We start from the raw sequence: 17,239 nt of genomic DNA on the forward strand, positions 1-17,239 counted from the left end.
GGACCCTCTTTGATCGGTGCCACGAACAGAACATCACTTGAGGGGGTGGTATGGCTGTCAGTGAAGCGATGCAAGAGATTTTGGTTAACGACGTCAGCGCCCTGATCGAAGACGTGGGCAAGATGGTGACGGACGAGACTGACCCGAGCGCGGCTGCAGGCAGCGTGCCGCAGGATCTAGGCGCCGAACTGCAGGACGTCGAGCAGCTTGCGTCGGACTTAGGCAGCGTCCCGCTCGACGCGGGCTCGACCGCCGCGAGTCTCGCTGGCACCACCGATGTCTACGTTCAGGCGGCGAATCAGGCATACAACGACTATCAGAACGATAGTGGGTCGACAAACCAGGCTTTGACTCGCGTCTTCAGCGCCTACACGACAACTAGCACGGAGTCCAATGGCGGGCTAGACCCGGGTGGTGCGCCAGCTTCGCCGACGGCCGCGGACATCAACGGTATGGTCGCGTCAGAGGGGCGGCTCATTTCGCTCGTGGGTGCCGTGCTGACCTTCTCGGGGGCGCCTGAAATCGGTCTGCCTTTGTCGGCGATCGGCGCGATGATGACGTACGCCGCATCGCCAGACTGGCCGAATCTAGCCGGAGTTGTGAACAGCATCTACAAGTGGGTCAAGCACCACAACGACGATGATGATGACCCGCCGGGCGGCAGCGCGGGCGCTACCGCCGAGCGGGACCTCGGTCTGGCCCGGCGGGAAGTCGATCCGGTCTTGCTGGACCTGAGCGGCAACGGCCTGAACCTGACGGCATTGTCAGGCTCGTCGACTTACTTCGATTTCAGCAACGACGGCTTCGCGCAGCAAACTTCGTGGGTCGGTGCGGGCACCGGCATCCTGTGTTTCGACCCAGACGGCAGTGCGATCACCAACGGCACGCAAATGATCGAGTCGTTCGCACAACTGCAGGCGTTGGCCGGCAACGTGCAGACCATCGACGCGTCGAATCCGCTCTACCGCGAACTGCGCGTCTGGGTGGCGGACGGCGCTACCGGCAACGCAGCCGGCAGCGGCCAGTTGATGACACTGGCCCAGCTCGGCATCACGTCGATCAGCCTGGCCGCGCTCGCAACCAGCCAGACGATCGGCGACGACACCGTGACGGCGACCGCTAGCTACACACTGGCGGACGGCTCGACGCGCGAGGTCGCGTCGGTGACGCTTGCGCAGAACCCGATGAACACTGTGTCGGACACCAGCATCGCCATCTCGCCGGCCATCGTCGCACTGCCGGAGATCGCAGGCAGTGGCACGTTGCAAGCTCTGCAGACCGCGATGATGGGCGATCCGGTGCTCGCTGCGCTGGTGCAGAGTTTCGCCGCGCTGCCCGCGACGACCGCCGCGGCAATGCTGACCGCGGACGTGCAATCGATCATGTATGAATGGGCAGGCGACGAAAACGTCTTGTCGAGCGCGCGCGGCCCCAATGTCGACGCGCGGCAACTCGAATTCGTCGAGACTTATCTCGGCGAGAAATACAGTAACCCGACGTCCGGCGCGAATCCGATTTACCACGCCGGGCCCGACGTCAAAGCTGCATGGAACGAACTGTATTCGTCCGTCTTTGCGCAACTGGTGCTCCAATCCCCGTCGCTGGCGACGCTTGTGCCGGAGTTCTCGTATCAGGAAGGCACCGTGGTTTCGGCACAGGGCTTCGATGCGATCCAGTCCGCGTTTGCAAGGCTCGGCGATCTCACCGCGGCAAATGCGGCGTTGTGGGAAACGGAATTACGGGTCGCTGACGCGTACCGGCTAGAGACTGGTATGTCGATCGCAGACTTTGAAGTGGTCGTGGCGGAACAGAGCAGCAATACGATCGCGTCGCTCGCTAATGTGATCGCGTCCAACCTGGCCGTGAGCGTTGACGCCAATGGCCACCTAATCGAGACCGGCACGACGATCAATGACACGTTCTACGCCGGGCAGGGCGTCTCTCTGATGGTCGGAAACGGCGGCGGAGAAACCTACAACGATCCTTCCGCGCAGCACGATACGTTCGTGTACCGGCTCGGCGACGGGTCGTTGGAAATCAACGAAGCCGACGGGTTCGCTCGCTTGGCAACCAACACGCTGCAATTTGACGCGGGCATTACCGCAGCCAATGTCCAAGTCTCCGCGCAAAACGGCGACGTCGTGCTGACGCTCGCAGACGGTTCGACGATCAGGCTCGACGGTATGCAGGGCACCGCCATATGCGGTGTCGAAATCATCACGTTCGCAGATGGTACGCAATGGTCACGTAGCGAAATTATTGCACTGTCGGCGGCTGCGCAGGGTGCCACGCAACTGGCCGGTACCACCGGTGCCGACCTGATTAACGGAGGAGCAGGCAACGTCTATGAGGTCGGTCTGGGCGGCAACGACACCTTCGTGTTCGACGCCGGCTACGGTACGCTGGAGATCGACGAAACCGATACATCGACGAATCCTCACAACGTGTTGCAACTCGGCGCGGGCATAAAGCCCGACCAGATTGAGGTCACCTCGAACGTAACTGGCGACGCAATCCTGACGATCGGTTCATCCGGCGATCACGTTAAGCTGGATGGCATGCTGGCAAGCGCCGCGCAGAGCGTGCAGGAGATCGTGTTCGCTGACGGGACGACGTGGACAGTCAACGACCTGATCGCTCTGGAACTGCAGCATGCCAGTACGGGGGCCGATGTGCTGTACGGCTCGACTGCGGCCGAGCATTTCGATGGCAAGGGCGGCAACGATATCGAGCTGGGCGGCGGCGCGGGCGACACGTTCGTATTCAATCAGGGCTACGGCGCGCTCGAAATCAACGAAGTCGAAGCGGGCAGCGCGACGAACGTGCTCAGCCTGGGTGCGGGTATCACGGCGTCATCGTTAAAGGTCCAGATCGATAGCCTCGGCGACCTCGTGCTGATCGACGGCACCACTGGCGACCGCATCCAGCTCGATGGCATGTTCACGAACGGCAGCCAGGGCGTGCAGCAGATCCAGTTCGCCGACGGTACGGTCCTGACACGCAACCAGTTGATGCAGATCGAGACAACGGGGACAACCGGGGCGGATTCACTATACGGCACCGCCGCCGCGAACCTGTTCGACGGAAAGGGTGGTCGCGATTACGAGTCGGGCGGCGGCGGCAACGATACATTCGTTTTCAACGCCGGCTACGGCGCATTGGAAATCGAAGAAGAGGACTTTGTCTTTAGCGCGGCAAACCTGCTGCAGCTCGGCGCCGGGATCGACGCAGCTTCGCTCGTGGTTCGGACGTCCGGCAATGCACTCGTCCTGACCGACGGCGTCAGCGGCGACCAAATTACGCTCGATAACACAATGGAGGGGGCCGGCTACGGCGTGCAAGCTGTCCAGTTCGCCGACGGAACCATCCTGACACGCCAGCAACTGATCCTTCAGGAAACGACGGGCACGAGCGGCGCCGATACGCTGTACGGTACGCCTGGCGCGGATTTGTTCGACGGCAAGGGTGGCAACGATCTCGAAGTCGGCAATGGTGGAGGCGACACCTTCGTTTTCAATGCCGGCTACGGCAAGCTTGAAATCGCCGAAACGAACTTCAGCTCCGGCCCGGGCAGTGTGCTCGAATTCGGGGCCGGCATCACCGAAGCGACGCTTGTCGTGCAAGCGCAGGGGAATAATCTGGTGCTGACCGATGGCTTCTCTGGCGACCAGGTCACGGTTGATTCGGCGCTGAGCGGTTCGTACTTCGGCGTGCAATCCGTGCAGTTCGCCGACGGCACGACGTTGACGAGCCAGCAACTGATCCGGGCGGAAACCACCGGCACGATGGGGGCGGATACGCTGACCGGCTCGACCGGAGCCGACGTGTTCGACGGCAAGGGCGGCAACGACCTCGAGATCGGCAACGGCGGCAACGATACCTTCGTCTTCAATGCCGGCTACGGCGAGCTGGAGATCAACCAGTCGTATTTCCACGTCAATGCCGACAGCGTGCTGAAACTCGGCGCCGGGATCAGCGCAGCATCGCTCGTCGTGCGCTCGCAAGGGCACAGCCTAGTGCTGACCGACGGCGTCGGCGGCGATCAGATCACGATCGACCGCGCGCTGGATGATCCGAGCTTCGGCGTGCAAGCGGTCGAATTCGCCGACGGCACTGTCTGGACGCGCGCACAGCTGATCCAGGCGGAAACCACCGGCACCACCGGCTCGGATACGCTGTACGGTACTACCGGCCCGGACCTGTTCGACGGCAAGGGTGGCAACGATGTCGAGATCAGCATTGGCGGCCCCGATACGTTCGTATTCAACGCCGGTTACGGCGCACTCGAAATCGAAGAAAGCGACTTCCCCGGCAATCCGCAGGACGTACTGCAACTCGGCGCGGGCATCAACGAATCGGCAATTCGCGTGCAGTCCGACGGCTTCAATCTCAAGATCACCGACGGCATTGCCGGCGACGAGATCACGGTGGACTGGGGCCTGACCTGGCCGAACGACGGCGTGCAGCTCGTGAAATTCGCCGATGCCACGACGTGGACGGGTGCGCAACTGATCCGGATGGAAACCATCGGGACCACGGGTGCCGATTCATTGTACGGCGGCAGCTCCGACGCGAACCTGTTCGACGGCAAGGGCGGTAACGACTATGAGTCCGGCACGGGCGACAACGATACGTTCGTGTTTAACGCCGGTTATGGCCATCTGGAAATCCACGAATACTCCCAGGCCGGCACGCCAGCCAACTTGCTCGAATTCGGCGCCGGCATCACTGCGGCCTCGATGTCGGTTCAGGAGTCGGGTAATAACCTCCTACTGACCGACGGCGTGAACGGTGATCAGATCCAGATCGACGGCATGCTGGGCAGTACCTATGACGGCGTGCAGACGGTGCAGTTCACCGATGGCACCACTCTGACGCGCCAGCAGCTCCTGCACCTCGCAACCACCGGCACAGCAGGCAACGACATGCTGTGGGGCACCAGTGGTGCAGACCTGTTTGATGGCAAAGGCGGCAACGACACCGTATTTGGCTCGGGCGGAAACGACACGTTCATCTATCACACCGGCTACGGGAAGCTGGATATCATCGAGTTCGGCGCGGCGACCGACACCACCGTGTTGCAGCTGGGTGCAGGAATCAGCACCGCGTCGGTGACGGTGCGAGGCAACGGCGATGACCTGGTGCTGGCCGACGGCGCGACGGGAGATCAGATCACGCTAGCGAGCGAACTTGGCAACGCCACCGATGGTGTCCAGCAGGTGCAGTTCGCCGACGGTACGGTATGGACACGCGCCGACATGATCGCGCTTGCGACGGTGGCCGGTACTCCCGGCAACGACTCGCTGTACGGGTCGAGCGGCGCGGACATGTTGGACGGCAAGGGCGGCAACGACTACATTTCCGGCGGCGGGGGCAACGACACTTTCGTGTTCGACGCAGGATACGGGCACCTTGAGATCCTGGAAGAGGACACGAATCCGGCTCGCGACAACGTGTTGCTGCTCGACGGCATCACGTCATCCGCTTTGACGGTTCGGGCCGCGCCGGACGGCGGCAATCTGATTCTGACGGATGGCATCAGCGGTGATCAGATTACGCTCGACAACGTACTGTCACCGTCGGGGTACTACGGCGTGCAGCAGGTGCAGTTCGACGACGGCGCGACACTGTCGTTGCAGCAAATGATCAATGCGTCGCTCGTCTCGACCACCGGCAGCGATTCGCTGTACGGCGGCCCGGGCGCGGAACTGTTCGACGGGAAGGGCGGCGACGATTTCGAGCTGGGCAACGGCGGCGCGGATACCTTCGTGTTCGATGCCGGCTACGGCAGCCTCGAAATCAATGAATCGATCTTCTCGACCGGCGCGGCCACGTTGCAGCTGGGTGCCGGCATCACGGCGGCCTCGCTGAAGGCGAGCACCGACATCTACGGCGACCTGATGCTGACCGACGGCATCACGGGCGACCGCATCCAGCTCGATTCGATGCTGCAGAACGTGAACCTCGGGGAAAAAGGTGTCGGCGAGGTAACGTTCGCTGACGGCACGACGTGGACCCGTCAGCAACTGCTGCAATTCGCCGCCATAGGTACGACCGGCAACGATACGATCTATGGCGGCTCCCAAGCGGTGGTGTTCGACGGCAAGGGCGGCAACGACTCGATCTCCTCGCAGGGTCCGCAGGACACGTTCGTCTTCAATACGGGCTACGGGCATCTGGAGATCAACGAAGTGAACGAGGGTTTCGGGGAGGACGTCCTTCGACTCGGCGCCGGGATCAGCGCGTTGTCGGTCACCGTGACTGCCGACCGGGCCGGCGATATCCTGCTGACAGACGGTGTGACGGGCGACCAGATCCAGGTGGATTTGCAGCTGGAGAACACCCTTTACGGCGTGGGCTCCGTACAATTCGCCGACGGCACGACGTGGACCGGTGCGCAACTGGTGCAGATGGCCGAGTCCGTGCCGCCGTCGGCCGGCGACGATGCACTGTTCGGCACGACCGGCGCGGACACCTTCGACGGTAAAGGCGGCAACGACTATGAATACGGCGATGGCGGTGCGGATACCTTTGTGTTCGCTGCCGGTTACGGCCAGCTGGAGATCTCCGAATACGACTACACCGGATCGAAGGCGATGCTGCAACTCGGCGCGGGAATCAGTGCGTCGTCGCTGGTCGTATCGTTGACCAGCAGCGGGTACGTGTTGACCGATGGCATCAGCGGCGACCGGATTACGCTCGACAATCAGCGCAATGGCGCCAACTATGGCGTGCAGACGGTGCAGTTCGCGGACGGCACAAGCTGGTCCGCACAGACGCTGGCAAGTAAGGCCACGGGCTTTCTCGGCACATCCGGCAACGACTCGATGACCGGCACGTCCGCGCCTGAACTGTTCGACGGCGCGGGCGGCAACGACACCATTAGCGGCGGAGGTGGCGGTGACACGTTCATCTTCAACGCCGGTTACGGGCAACTGGAGATATCCGAGTTCGAGTTTTACGGCGCGACGGATGTGCTGCGGCTCGGCGCGGGGATCGACGAATCCTCGTTGCGTGTGGCGCTCAACAGCAGCGGAGGCTACACGCTGACCGACGGCATTGCAGGTGACCGGATCCTGCTCGACTATCAGAGCTACGGCAGCTACTACGGTGTACAGCAGGTGCAGTTCGCCGACGGCACGACGCTGTCGGCTGCGCAGTTGCAGCAGATGACGCTGAATACGCCGGCGACTACAGGCGATGATACGCTCACGCGCGGCTCGGGCGCGGATCTGATCGACGGACTCGGCGGCAACGACGTCGTCACCGGCGGTGGCGGCGGTGACACCTTCGTGTTCAACCCGGGGTATGGACATCTGGAGATCATCGAAGCCGAGCCAGGCACCTCGACCAACGTGCTGCGACTGGGGGCGGCCATCAGCGAGTCCGACGTCAAGGTCAGCGAGAATCCCTCTTACGGCATGGTGCTGACCGACGGCGTGACCGGCGATCAGATCACACTGGATTACGCTGTGGCGTCGCCTGCGTACGGCGTTCAGCAGGTGCAGTTCGCAGACGGCACCACGTGGACCGGCGCGCAGTTGCTGCAGATGGCGATGACCGGCACTTCCGGGGCGGATACGCTATATGGATCGACCGGCAACGACCTGATCGACGCCAAGGGCGGCACCGACACGGTCTACGGCGATGCTGGGTCCGACACATACGTGCTCGATCCGGGATACGGCGCGCTTACGGTTGTCAACGGCTTGCAGGGTTACAGCACCACGCCGGCCGGCGATCTGTCGATAGGCGACACGAATCCGGACAACATCTGGCTGCAGCAAGTCGGCAACGATCTGCGAGTCGACATCATGGGCTCAATGACCGAGGCGACCATCCAGGGCTGGTTCAGCAATTCGTACAACCAGTTGAGCGCGTTGACGGTCAACGAAGGATCGGCCGGCGCGCTGACGCTCGACAACGCGCAGATCGGCCAGCTCGTGCAGGCGATGGCGACTTTCAGTAGCGCGAATCCGGGCTTCGATCCGACTCTAACAGGCAATCCGGCAATCACGGATCCAACCGTGTTGGCGGCCGTGAGCAGCAGTTGGCATTCGTAACACGGGTGGCGATGGCCCGGCGGGTATCGTCGCAAGACGGCACTCGCGACGCAGGCGTAATGAGCGATGTGCACCGCAGTGGTGTATCGACGGACTAGCGAAGTTTCTTGTCGCGTTTTGCGAAGGCGATCCAACACAACGCTGCGGCCGCGACCCAGCCACACGTGAAAAGCAGATCGAGGTTCAGCAGCCCCTCGAAATTCGCCGTGTTTTCAAAGCTGCAGCGTTGGTGATCGCCGAGCGGGACGCAGCCAGTCTGAATGTGCTGAACGTACGTGAATGCCCGGTAAATCGCAACGGCCGAAATAATCAACGCAACTCGTAGGCGGATTTTCTTATTCATTGGACGCCAAAGCTGATTGGATGAGATGGAAGAATTTTAACTGTATGTGAAATGTACTGGCAATCAACGTCAAATCAGGATGCCGAACAGTGGTTCATGTACCGCCCTAGGCGGATCGGTGCAAGGGGTCGGCCGCAGGTCACGGTCACTAGTTGGAGTTTGCTCGGTCGCTTTACGAGGTGAAGTTACGCGCGTACTGTTGGCGCAGTTTGTGTCATTCGACAGCGCCGATAAAGCCGCAGGCAATCAGTCCTGCCGATATAGATGAATTGAAACTTGCATGCCAAAGTTCGAAAATGCAACGCGAATGAGAGAAAACCAACATGGGACGCGCAACCAAGATTCTTCTTGCAACTGCTCTAGTCGTATTCCTAGTTTGTATCGTGGTTGGGTTTCGCTCTTTCATGTGGCAGGGCGTAAATTACGAAGTTGCGCCGAGAATGATCAACGTGCCTCTATGGCCACCCTGACTGGCATGCACTGGCTCCCGAATTCTACTTTCTCATCGGTGAATGCAAAGGAGCGGGTGGATCGAAAAAGGGCGATCATCACAGAGTCAGCCTCAAGCACCATCCTCCGCGCCAATTTCAGGCCGAAGCCTGTGAACTGGCGCACCGTGGTCGCCGGCACCCTAGTCGCGGAATCTGTCGGTCCGTCGCAGCACGGAGAAACAATATTACGCAACATTGATTTGGGCAAATCCGTTCCCGCTCGGCCCGTAGTCCGAAGGGGGCCACTGCTGCGGCAGTCACTGTTTCTCCAAACAGTCGTCGATCGTCAGTACCGCAATGGTCAAAAACGGCGCTATTGCGCTAAGTATTCTTTCCACACACTCTGGTGTCGGACTATGCCGACTGTAGTGGTCCAATGACTATGGACACCTCTAAAGGGGATAATTCTCCAAACGAGGTGAGAAATGAGCAGACGGAACATACCCGAAGAATTCAAGGCAGAAGCGGTACAACTGGTGGTCAGCAAGGGCTATTCGTTTTCCCAGGCCTGTGAAGCAATGGGCGTGGGCGATACGGCGCTGCGCCGCTGGGTAGCGCAATGGCGTGCCGAGCAGGCAAAGCCAGCGCGTACGCCCTTGCAGCTCGAAGGAGACGCGCGTCGCATCCGCGAACTGGAAGCGCGGGTGGCCGATCTTGAGAGGGAACGCGACATTCTAAAAAAGTCTACGGCCTTCTTCGTCAAGGAAATGGATCGCTTCCCGAAGTAATCCATTCGCTGAAGAAGGCCTGGCCGGTAAGCGTGATGTGCAGGGTGGCAGGCGTTGCCCGTAGCAGCTACTACGCGCTCGCGCGGCGCCCAGTGGCGCGTCGTTCGCCAACAGCGCTACTGACGGCTGCGCGCGAGATTCATCGGGAAACCCGCGGCAGCTACGGCAGCCGCAGGATGTCGCAGGCGTTGCGCCAGCGCGGCCACGACATAGGCCGTCACTGCACACGTTCGCTGATGCGCGAAGCGCAGTTGAAAGTAACGCGGCAGCGTACGCATCGTTACAGCAAGGCCAATGGTGAGGCGCTGGTTGCACCGAATCTGCTGGATCGCAACTTTGAGCAGGACAGACCCAATCAGGTCTGGGCTGGAGACATTACGTACGTGAGCACGCGTCAGGGCTGGTCGTATCTGGCCATCGTGATGGACCTGCATTCGCGCCGCATTATCGGCTGGGCGTTTGCGCTGCAGGCCGACACGGAGCTGGTGATCCGGGCCATCCGGCAGGCTCGGGCCAGACGGCGGGCATCGCACGGTGTGATGTTCCATTCCGACCAGGGCTGTCAGTACACCAGTGCGTACTTTGTTGAAGACCTGAAGGCCAACGGCATGGTGCAGAGCATGAGCAGAAAGGGAAACTGCTGGGATAACGCGGTCGTGGAGCGCTTCTTTAGAAGCCTGAAAAGCGAATGGCTCAATCCAAAGGGGTACCTCGATCACGCCGATGCCGAGCGCGACATCGAGGCCTATATTGACGACTTTTACAACTGCCGTCGGATCCATTCGGCAACAGACAGGATGCCGCCGATGCGGTACGAAGCTTCGACTTTTTAAAAATACCCTTTGCCGGTGTCCAGGATTGCTTGACCACTACAGACCGCTATCTTTGTCGCGTGACATGCAAAAATGTGTTACTTTTAATCGAAAAAACTCATAAAAACTTTGGCAACCGGATAAAACGGCCGTGCTATAGAGTTGCCACCGCAACTTCCACTAAATCGCAAAAGAAGACCTAGAAGTGACTCGTCAATCAAAACAAGAAGTGTTCATGTACGGTCTTCATGCAATTCAGATCGTGGGAGGCTGCATTTTTCTCTGGTATGCAGCCGCTGATGAATTTCGCATGGTTGCATGGCTTGGGGTGATCATAGGCATGGCAGCTCTTGAAATAAAGCAGCTTGGGGCACGAGACGCTCGAGCCTTCGCGATTCGTGAAAGAATCGAAGCCAACGGGTTTAAATGGATGCGTTGGTCGCTTGCAATTGGCTTTGCAATATTGATGGTGCACCAGCTCGCCCTCGGGCCTTGAAACCGTAATAGTGCAGAACTGGATTTTGCAAAAACCGGGAACAGTTTTCTGCAAACCAACGAATGGAGATCGCCGGACGCATGTTTGGCAATTGTGACTTGACATAACATAATTTGCCACTCGCGCGAAGTGTCATAGCCATTTCAAGATGTCGTAGCGGCAGCTATTTACAAATGTCCTGTGCCAGCCGCGATAACATCGGTTATCGCCGCAAACTTCGGCAAGGCATTGTGGAGCAGGGCACTCCAAGCTGCGTTGGTGCGATTTTGCAGCGTGCGGGACATAGCCAATGGGATTTGGTAGGTCCGCAGGTCGGCCTTTGCAGACATTGGTCTATCGACGCGGATATATCCGCCCACTGCTGGTCGTATCACACCGAACAGCGGAAGCGGATCGGCCACGGACGCTTGAAGCGGGAGGAGGCTCCACCACTCTAACTCTATGGCAATTGCCCTAGGTCAACTAGCCAGAAATATCTCTAAAGTTAACCAAACCTCTGCCGTTATCGATATGTGAGCGCTTGTCTCGACGGCGGCACGGGGCTTCTTTGGCCGATGCACGCGTTAGCACAATTAAAAATAACTTGACCGAGGGGTTTCTCAGTGAGAGGAATAGGAAAAGCGAGGCCGCTTTGGCTCGCCACGATCACCGTTTTCGCATTGTCCGGGTGTGCCAATCCTGGCGGGTCCCAGCAGACTAGTGGAGCGCCCGCGGATCCGGAGAAAGCCGGGGACTTGAATGTGTTCGAGAGCACATTTGCAAACCCTGACCCATGCGCGAACAGCAACCGGAACATTGGTATCGCGGTCGGGGTGGGGCTTGGTGCAGTTCTAGGTGCAGTGATCGCCAACAAAAACAAGGTTGCAGCCGCGGCCATCGCCGGCGCCGCAGGCGGCTTGGCTGGCGGCCTCATTGGACATGCGGTCGATAGTCGACGCTGTGCATTGTCCAAAATCGCCGCAAAGCACAACCTCACCTACACGGCAACCGCGCTCGAGGCGCGTGCTCCGGATACAGGCAAGACCGAGCAGGTCGGCAGTTCCTTCGCGATCGTCGACACCGCGCGACACACCCAGTTTGAAACGGCATCGGCCGAATTGACGCCAGACGCGGCGATCTACTTTGCTGAGATTGCCGAACAATATCGCACGTCCAGTCGCGTGGCGGAGGCGTCGAGCGCGGTCGATAAAGCAGCCGCGGCTCAAACCAAAATCCTGCTCATCGGCCACACAGACGACACAGGCAGCTCAGAACTGAACGCAGACCTGTCAGAGCGCCGTGCTCGAGCCGTAGCGCGCCTGTTCGCGGACCACGGCATTGCGCCGGAGAATGTGTTCTACCAGGGCGCAGGGGAGACGCTGCCGATTGCTGATAATCATACGGAGCAGGGGCGCTCGGCCAACCGTCGAGTCGAGATCGTCGATCTCAGCGGTGCCAGGCCCGACATTCTGCAAAGCTACGCAAGCAGCCGCGTACCGAAATACCAGTACTACCGGGCGGTGACCGCTCAGTCCGATCAGGTAGCGGCGGGTACGGTGCCCGCAACATCTGGCAGCGCGACCGCCAAAGCGGCGCGTCGAACGGCTTCCAAGAAGCGCCCGGCGACAGAGAGCGCTGTGGCAGGAGCTTTGCCCGCTCCCGCGGCGTCAGCCTCCGGTTCGGCGAACGCGGCCGCCGCATCGAACTCCGCGCCTGCGACGCCCGGGGCGTCCGTTCGTTCCACGTCGTCCGACGGCATCGATTTCGGCTGGCATGAGGCGCTTCCCGCGACGCTTGGCCTCCAGTTTGCTGCTGCGCCTACATCGTCCTCGACGCTCTCGTTTCTCTCTTCTGCGGTAGCCGACGAGGCGCCGGTGGCGAAGAGCTGCGTGAACGACCGGCCGCGCGTTTCGCGAGCGATGAAGTCCGTTGCCGATGACCGGGGAGTGCCCGTGCGCGATCACTTGCCGAATCTGTATGGGAGCAGTTGGGGCGCCGCGCTGAACGGACAGTATCTCGCGCTTAAGGATGTCTCTGTCCTTCGCAGCGGCGCCACTGCGGGTGCAAAGCCGACGCTGCTCGTATGGAAAGACTACGACCGTAACGCTGGCCCGAACGGCTCGCCGCAAGTGACGTTGTCTCCCGACGTGAATGCCTACGCGGTGAAAGGCGGCGTTTTGTATCGGGTCTTCGTGAACAACAGCGGAGTGTTCGACTGCGCCGACATCATCTTCTCCGACGGCAAGGCGACATCCGGTGAGCTCGTTCGCCGCAAGAGCAGTCAGTATTTCACGGTGAATTACGTGCCGGTCATCGCACGCACCTAACAAGAGGGTAATAACGATCATGATGGATTTTATTCAGGCCAACCTGGGCCCGGCTATCTGGTGCGTCGTCGTGGTACTGCTTGCAGTCGGCGCATTTTCTTTTCGCTCGACGCTCGAGTTCTGGCTGAATCAGTGGAAGTACACGTTCCCCGTTCTCGGAAAGACTGCGCGTCTGTCGCGCCACGGCATTCACGGTAAGGACGGATGGACTGATTCCGAGCGTACGCTGTGCGGCGACTACAACAAGTTCATCTCCTACCTGTCGAAAGCCGAGTTCAGCAAACGCAACGAATATCTCGCGAAGTCCGACGACAGCGGACGCTCGCCGACGCCACTATGGCTTCTGACGCTGCTGACCGTGCTGGTGATAGCAGAGGGTCTTGGTTTTTCGTATCTGCTCGGTAGCTGGATGGCCCGCGATGGCAGCGCGAATACGCATACCTTGTTGATGGTGGCTATCGTGTTCGTGCTGTGCGTGATCATGGTATTTCTGACGCACGTGGCGGGGCATCAGCTTTATCGTTCGAGTCTCGTTGCGCGATGCCGGAAGCAATGGAAACAGGACAAATCGCAAGAGCGCTTTTCGAGCCGCAAGGTCAAACTCGACGATGACCAGTCCGTCGATGATGGCGAACCCGACTACACGCAGGTTGCAAATCGCGTCGGCACGAGTCACAGCTATTTCATGGTGGGATTGACGGTCGCGGTCATTATCGTGATCGCGGGAACGTCGACGTGGATGCGCTGGAGCAACCTCAACGCGGAACAGACGCGTGAAGCGATGGGCGTGAGCCAGGGCGCTGACGCCGGCAATCCGTTTGCGACGGCCAACTCGATGCCGGCCGAACTCGTCGCCAGCCAGAAAGCCGCGGACGACCGCGCGAAAGCAGAAGAATCGTCGTCGACCCGAAGCGAAGGTGCTGCGGCCTTCATCACGCTGGCCGTGATTTTTGTGGTCACGCAGATCGTGGGCATTTTTGGTGGATTCGCGTGGGGCTTCGGCGGCCGTGAAAGTCTCGACGCATGGAAGACGACCAAAGGCTTCAAGACATTCGAGGACTACAACAATTACTATGCGCCGTTCCGGGCCATTGCGCAGTCGCAGCTCGAGAACCTTCAGAAGCGGATGGCTGAGAACGCAGATATCTCGGGCAAGACGTTCTCGAAGACCTTCAGGGACTACGTGCTCGAGCATCGCAATTTCACGGATCTGGAAAGCGGTCTGGTTCGCGCGACAACCGCGGCGACGGCTGTCGATACGCCGGAGCCGCAGGTGACGGCACAGCAAGCCATATCTGCACGCGTCGCGACCGATACGCCCGCGAAGGTTGTCGCGGCACCGGCAGCAGCGTCTGACGAAGTATCGACGACCGCGACCATCGACGCGCTAGTCGCGAAGATCGAGGCCGAGTCTGACGTGGCATGCAAGAAGGAAATGATATACGGCCTCGATGAGTCCGTGCGAGCTGATGTGGTTAATGCGATCAAGCTTCGTAAAGAGCGTGCAGAGAAAGCAAAGCTCGTGCTTGAGTCCGAACTCGATGATCTTTTCAAAGCCTGATGCGACGCAAATGATCAAACATCTCACCCACGTAGTCGCGGCAGCGTGTCTGGCCGCGATTGCCGTGTCGGCACAAGCCGGCGTCACGAACGATATTCCGAGCTGCTACGTCGCCAATCACATCAAGCCGGCAGCAGGCGGCGCCGATCACGAGCTTTTCATCGCCATTGACCAGACGACGGTTTTTGACGAGAAGTTGCAAGCCCAGATTGCGGAGATGGCCGGGAAGGCCATCAGGCCCGCAGGCGCTTATACGCTGTTCGATTTTTCGGCTTTTTCGCAAGGACACTACACGGAAGTCGTGACGCGCGGCGTCATCGAGTCGCCGATACCTGAGAAGTTGCGGGACGATATCAGTGAACGCGCGTTGCGTAGCTTCGATGCGTGTATGACGGGGCAGTCCGCGTATGCGAAAAAGGCGTTGCTTACGTCGATCGTGCGTGTCGAGTCGGTGGCCACGAATGATCTCGCGAAGTCGGACATTCTGGGGGCGTTGAAGGATATCAGCGGCAAGGTTCGGGCTTCGCCTGCGTCCGATAAGGTTGTGCTGCTTGCGTCGGATATGCTTGAGAACAGTTCGGTATCGAGTTTCTATTCACACAATGCGGTTCGACGGATTGATCCGCAGGTGGAGATGAAGAAGGCGTCGGCTGCGGGTTTGATTGGTGATTTCGGCGGGGCGCGGGTTTATGTGATTGGCGCGGGTTTGTTGGCTGGGGATGCGAAGGTTAAGAATGTTTATCGTGATCCGCAGACGATGAGTGCTTTGAAGCAGTTCTGGACGCTTTATTTCCAGAGATCGAATGCGTCGATTGAGGAGTTTGGAGCACCGGCGCTGCTTGGGGCGGTTGGTGATTGAGGGGGAATGGGTGCGGATGTGGCGCTTCTATTTTGATATGGGTTGCGCCGCTCGTGTTCGCCAATCGACGTGCGGGTGGACTGCAGTGGCAAGCGGGGATGGGCAATCTAGGCGCGTTCGAAAGTAATGTGATGAGTGACCTTTGTTCGGCCATTGCCGTCATTCGGGTGGACTGGGTTCTATGTCACCTTCCGCTTCGGTCTTCGCAATAAGGGCTGCTGCAGTCTTCGCCGGCGTGCCGACACCGTGTTTGCGCACCGTTCGTTAGAGACGATGCTCCGCGAAGACATCCGCTAGAATCTATCAGCACGTCCGGAGTCGTTGTGGCAGGGTTCGAAAGCCGGATTAAAGTAAGATAGCCCCCATAAGCGAATGCGGTCGTGACGTCCCTGAGGAAACAGACCGGGTGAATCCATGCGATCTGCATCAAACCAACGAAAATATTCGGGCGTCTTCGCTTAAGCGACCGACTTCCCTAACGCATTCAATTAGAATGACGTGCGAGGAAGTAAATATCAAAATAAGTAAGGGAAATTTTTATGTTCAAGCCGGCATTTTCATTAACCGGACTATACAACCGTAAGGCTCTGCTAGCACATCTTCTTTCTTTCTCGCTGGGGCTCGGCCTAATTCTAAGCTTAGGTCCAGCATTGCAAATGTATTCGTTCGCCATTCTGAATAGCGGAGAACCTTCCGTTTACTCATCTATTTATGGCGACAACTTAGTTGAAGTTCAAAAATTTCAAGATTGGTTATTTAATCTTCAAAATCTTGAGTTAAGCGTTGTCGCGCTGGTGTTTGTTGCAATTGCTTATCGCTTAAAAACAACAAGAGATATTTTTCTTCTTTCTTTCGGGTATTTCTTTATTGCATTGACCGCGCTTGATGTATGGGGATATTTCTTTACCGCGCCGAATGCAGAAAGAGCAGATTTATGGCAATGCGCTACTGCTAATCTCGTAGGTGGAGCGCTCATAGGAGGCATCGTACTCATTCTGCTCAAATTCAACGAGTGGATTCTGACATTTAGCCAAAGCGCGCGCTGGGCGACCCAACTGCTATCCTTCGCAATGCCGCCCGGTATCGGCTTGCTTGCTGTTTTTGTGCTGTTCAATGTGGTCACATTGTTTTTCAAACTAACACCAAGTGACCTTGACTTAGTTCTATCGAAGGACGTGAGTACCTTCTACATTAAAAACACGAAACCACATGACGTTCGGGGTTCGACAGAGAAATCAGAGGACAAACCTTTTGGTGTACTTTCTCATCGTGCGAATCTTAACTCTAATCTCACGGCAACGATCATTGACGCCCCACAGACTCTGACTTGGAGTAAAGATGAAAGACCTGAAAAATTTGATATTTCCTTGAAATTTTTTTCCGGCTGCGTCAGCTCCGATCAAGCGAGCAAGATTAGTGATGCTGGAAACCGTTTTGATTTAATGGATGTCAGAAAAATCGATCTGGTTACCGATGCAGGGGCAAGTTCAATTGAATTAAAAAAAACGATGGTTTGCAATCACAATTTATAAACAATAATGGTACCCAGTTTTGGCTAACAGAGGAGAAAGGGAAAAAAT

At 58.6% G+C, this 17,239-nt stretch carries 7 protein-coding genes; all 7 read left to right on the forward strand.

All coding sequences use genetic code 11. The annotated features are described in order from the left end of the window. Nucleotides 1-68: 68 nt before the first annotated feature. Nucleotides 69-8,063: a beta strand repeat-containing protein gene (locus PQQ86_RS25985; protein ID WP_408273383.1), complete on the forward strand. Its 7,995-nt coding sequence runs from the start codon at nt 69-71 to the stop codon at nt 8,061-8,063. Nucleotides 8,064-9,322: 1,259 nt separating this feature from the next. Continuing rightward, a protein-coding gene (locus PQQ86_RS25990; RefSeq protein WP_200621592.1) for an IS3 family transposase occupies nt 9,323-10,458 on the forward strand; the annotation gives its coding sequence in 2 pieces (ribosomal slippage) (nt 9,323-9,581 and nt 9,581-10,458; 1,137 coding nt in all). 184 nt (nt 10,459-10,642) lie between these two features. Continuing rightward, nucleotides 10,643-10,933 carry a hypothetical protein gene (locus PQQ86_RS25995; protein ID WP_408273386.1) on the forward strand — a complete coding sequence of 97 codons (291 nt, stop codon included), beginning with the start codon at nt 10,643-10,645 and terminating at the stop codon, nt 10,931-10,933. An 839-nt stretch (nt 10,934-11,772) separates the two neighbouring features. Beyond that, on the forward strand, nt 11,773-13,239 hold the full coding sequence (locus PQQ86_RS26000) for an OmpA family protein (protein WP_408273389.1): 1,467 nt from the start codon (nt 11,773-11,775) through the stop codon (nt 13,237-13,239). A 19-nt stretch (nt 13,240-13,258) separates the two neighbouring features. Continuing rightward, on the forward strand, nt 13,259-14,800 hold the full coding sequence (locus PQQ86_RS26005; protein ID WP_408273391.1) for a hypothetical protein: 1,542 nt from the start codon (nt 13,259-13,261) through the stop codon (nt 14,798-14,800). A 10-nt stretch (nt 14,801-14,810) separates the two neighbouring features. Continuing rightward, entirely contained in the window at nt 14,811-15,659 is an 849-nt protein-coding gene (locus PQQ86_RS26010) for a hypothetical protein (protein WP_408273393.1), read from the forward strand. Between the two features lie 539 nt (nt 15,660-16,198). After that, complete coding sequence (locus PQQ86_RS26015) at nt 16,199-17,191, forward strand: hypothetical protein (RefSeq protein WP_408273396.1); 993 nt, start codon at nt 16,199-16,201, stop codon at nt 17,189-17,191. The last annotated feature ends 48 nt before the right edge of the window (nt 17,192-17,239 follow it).

It is taken from the genome of Paraburkholderia sediminicola (genome assembly GCF_046026675.1).
GTDB classification, from domain to species: Bacteria; Pseudomonadota; Gammaproteobacteria; order Burkholderiales; family Burkholderiaceae; genus Paraburkholderia; species Paraburkholderia sediminicola_F.

Coding starts and splice junctions, on each gene's coding strand:
- PQQ86_RS26005 (WP_408273391.1), top strand. CDS start 13,259: ATGATGGATTTTATTCAGGCCAACCTGGGCCCGGCTATCTGGTGCGTC.
- PQQ86_RS26015 (WP_408273396.1), top strand. CDS start 16,199: ATGTTCAAGCCGGCATTTTCATTAACCGGACTATACAACCGTAAGGCT.
- PQQ86_RS26010 (WP_408273393.1), top strand. CDS start 14,811: ATGATCAAACATCTCACCCACGTAGTCGCGGCAGCGTGTCTGGCCGCG.
- PQQ86_RS25985 (WP_408273383.1), top strand. CDS start 69: ATGCAAGAGATTTTGGTTAACGACGTCAGCGCCCTGATCGAAGACGTG.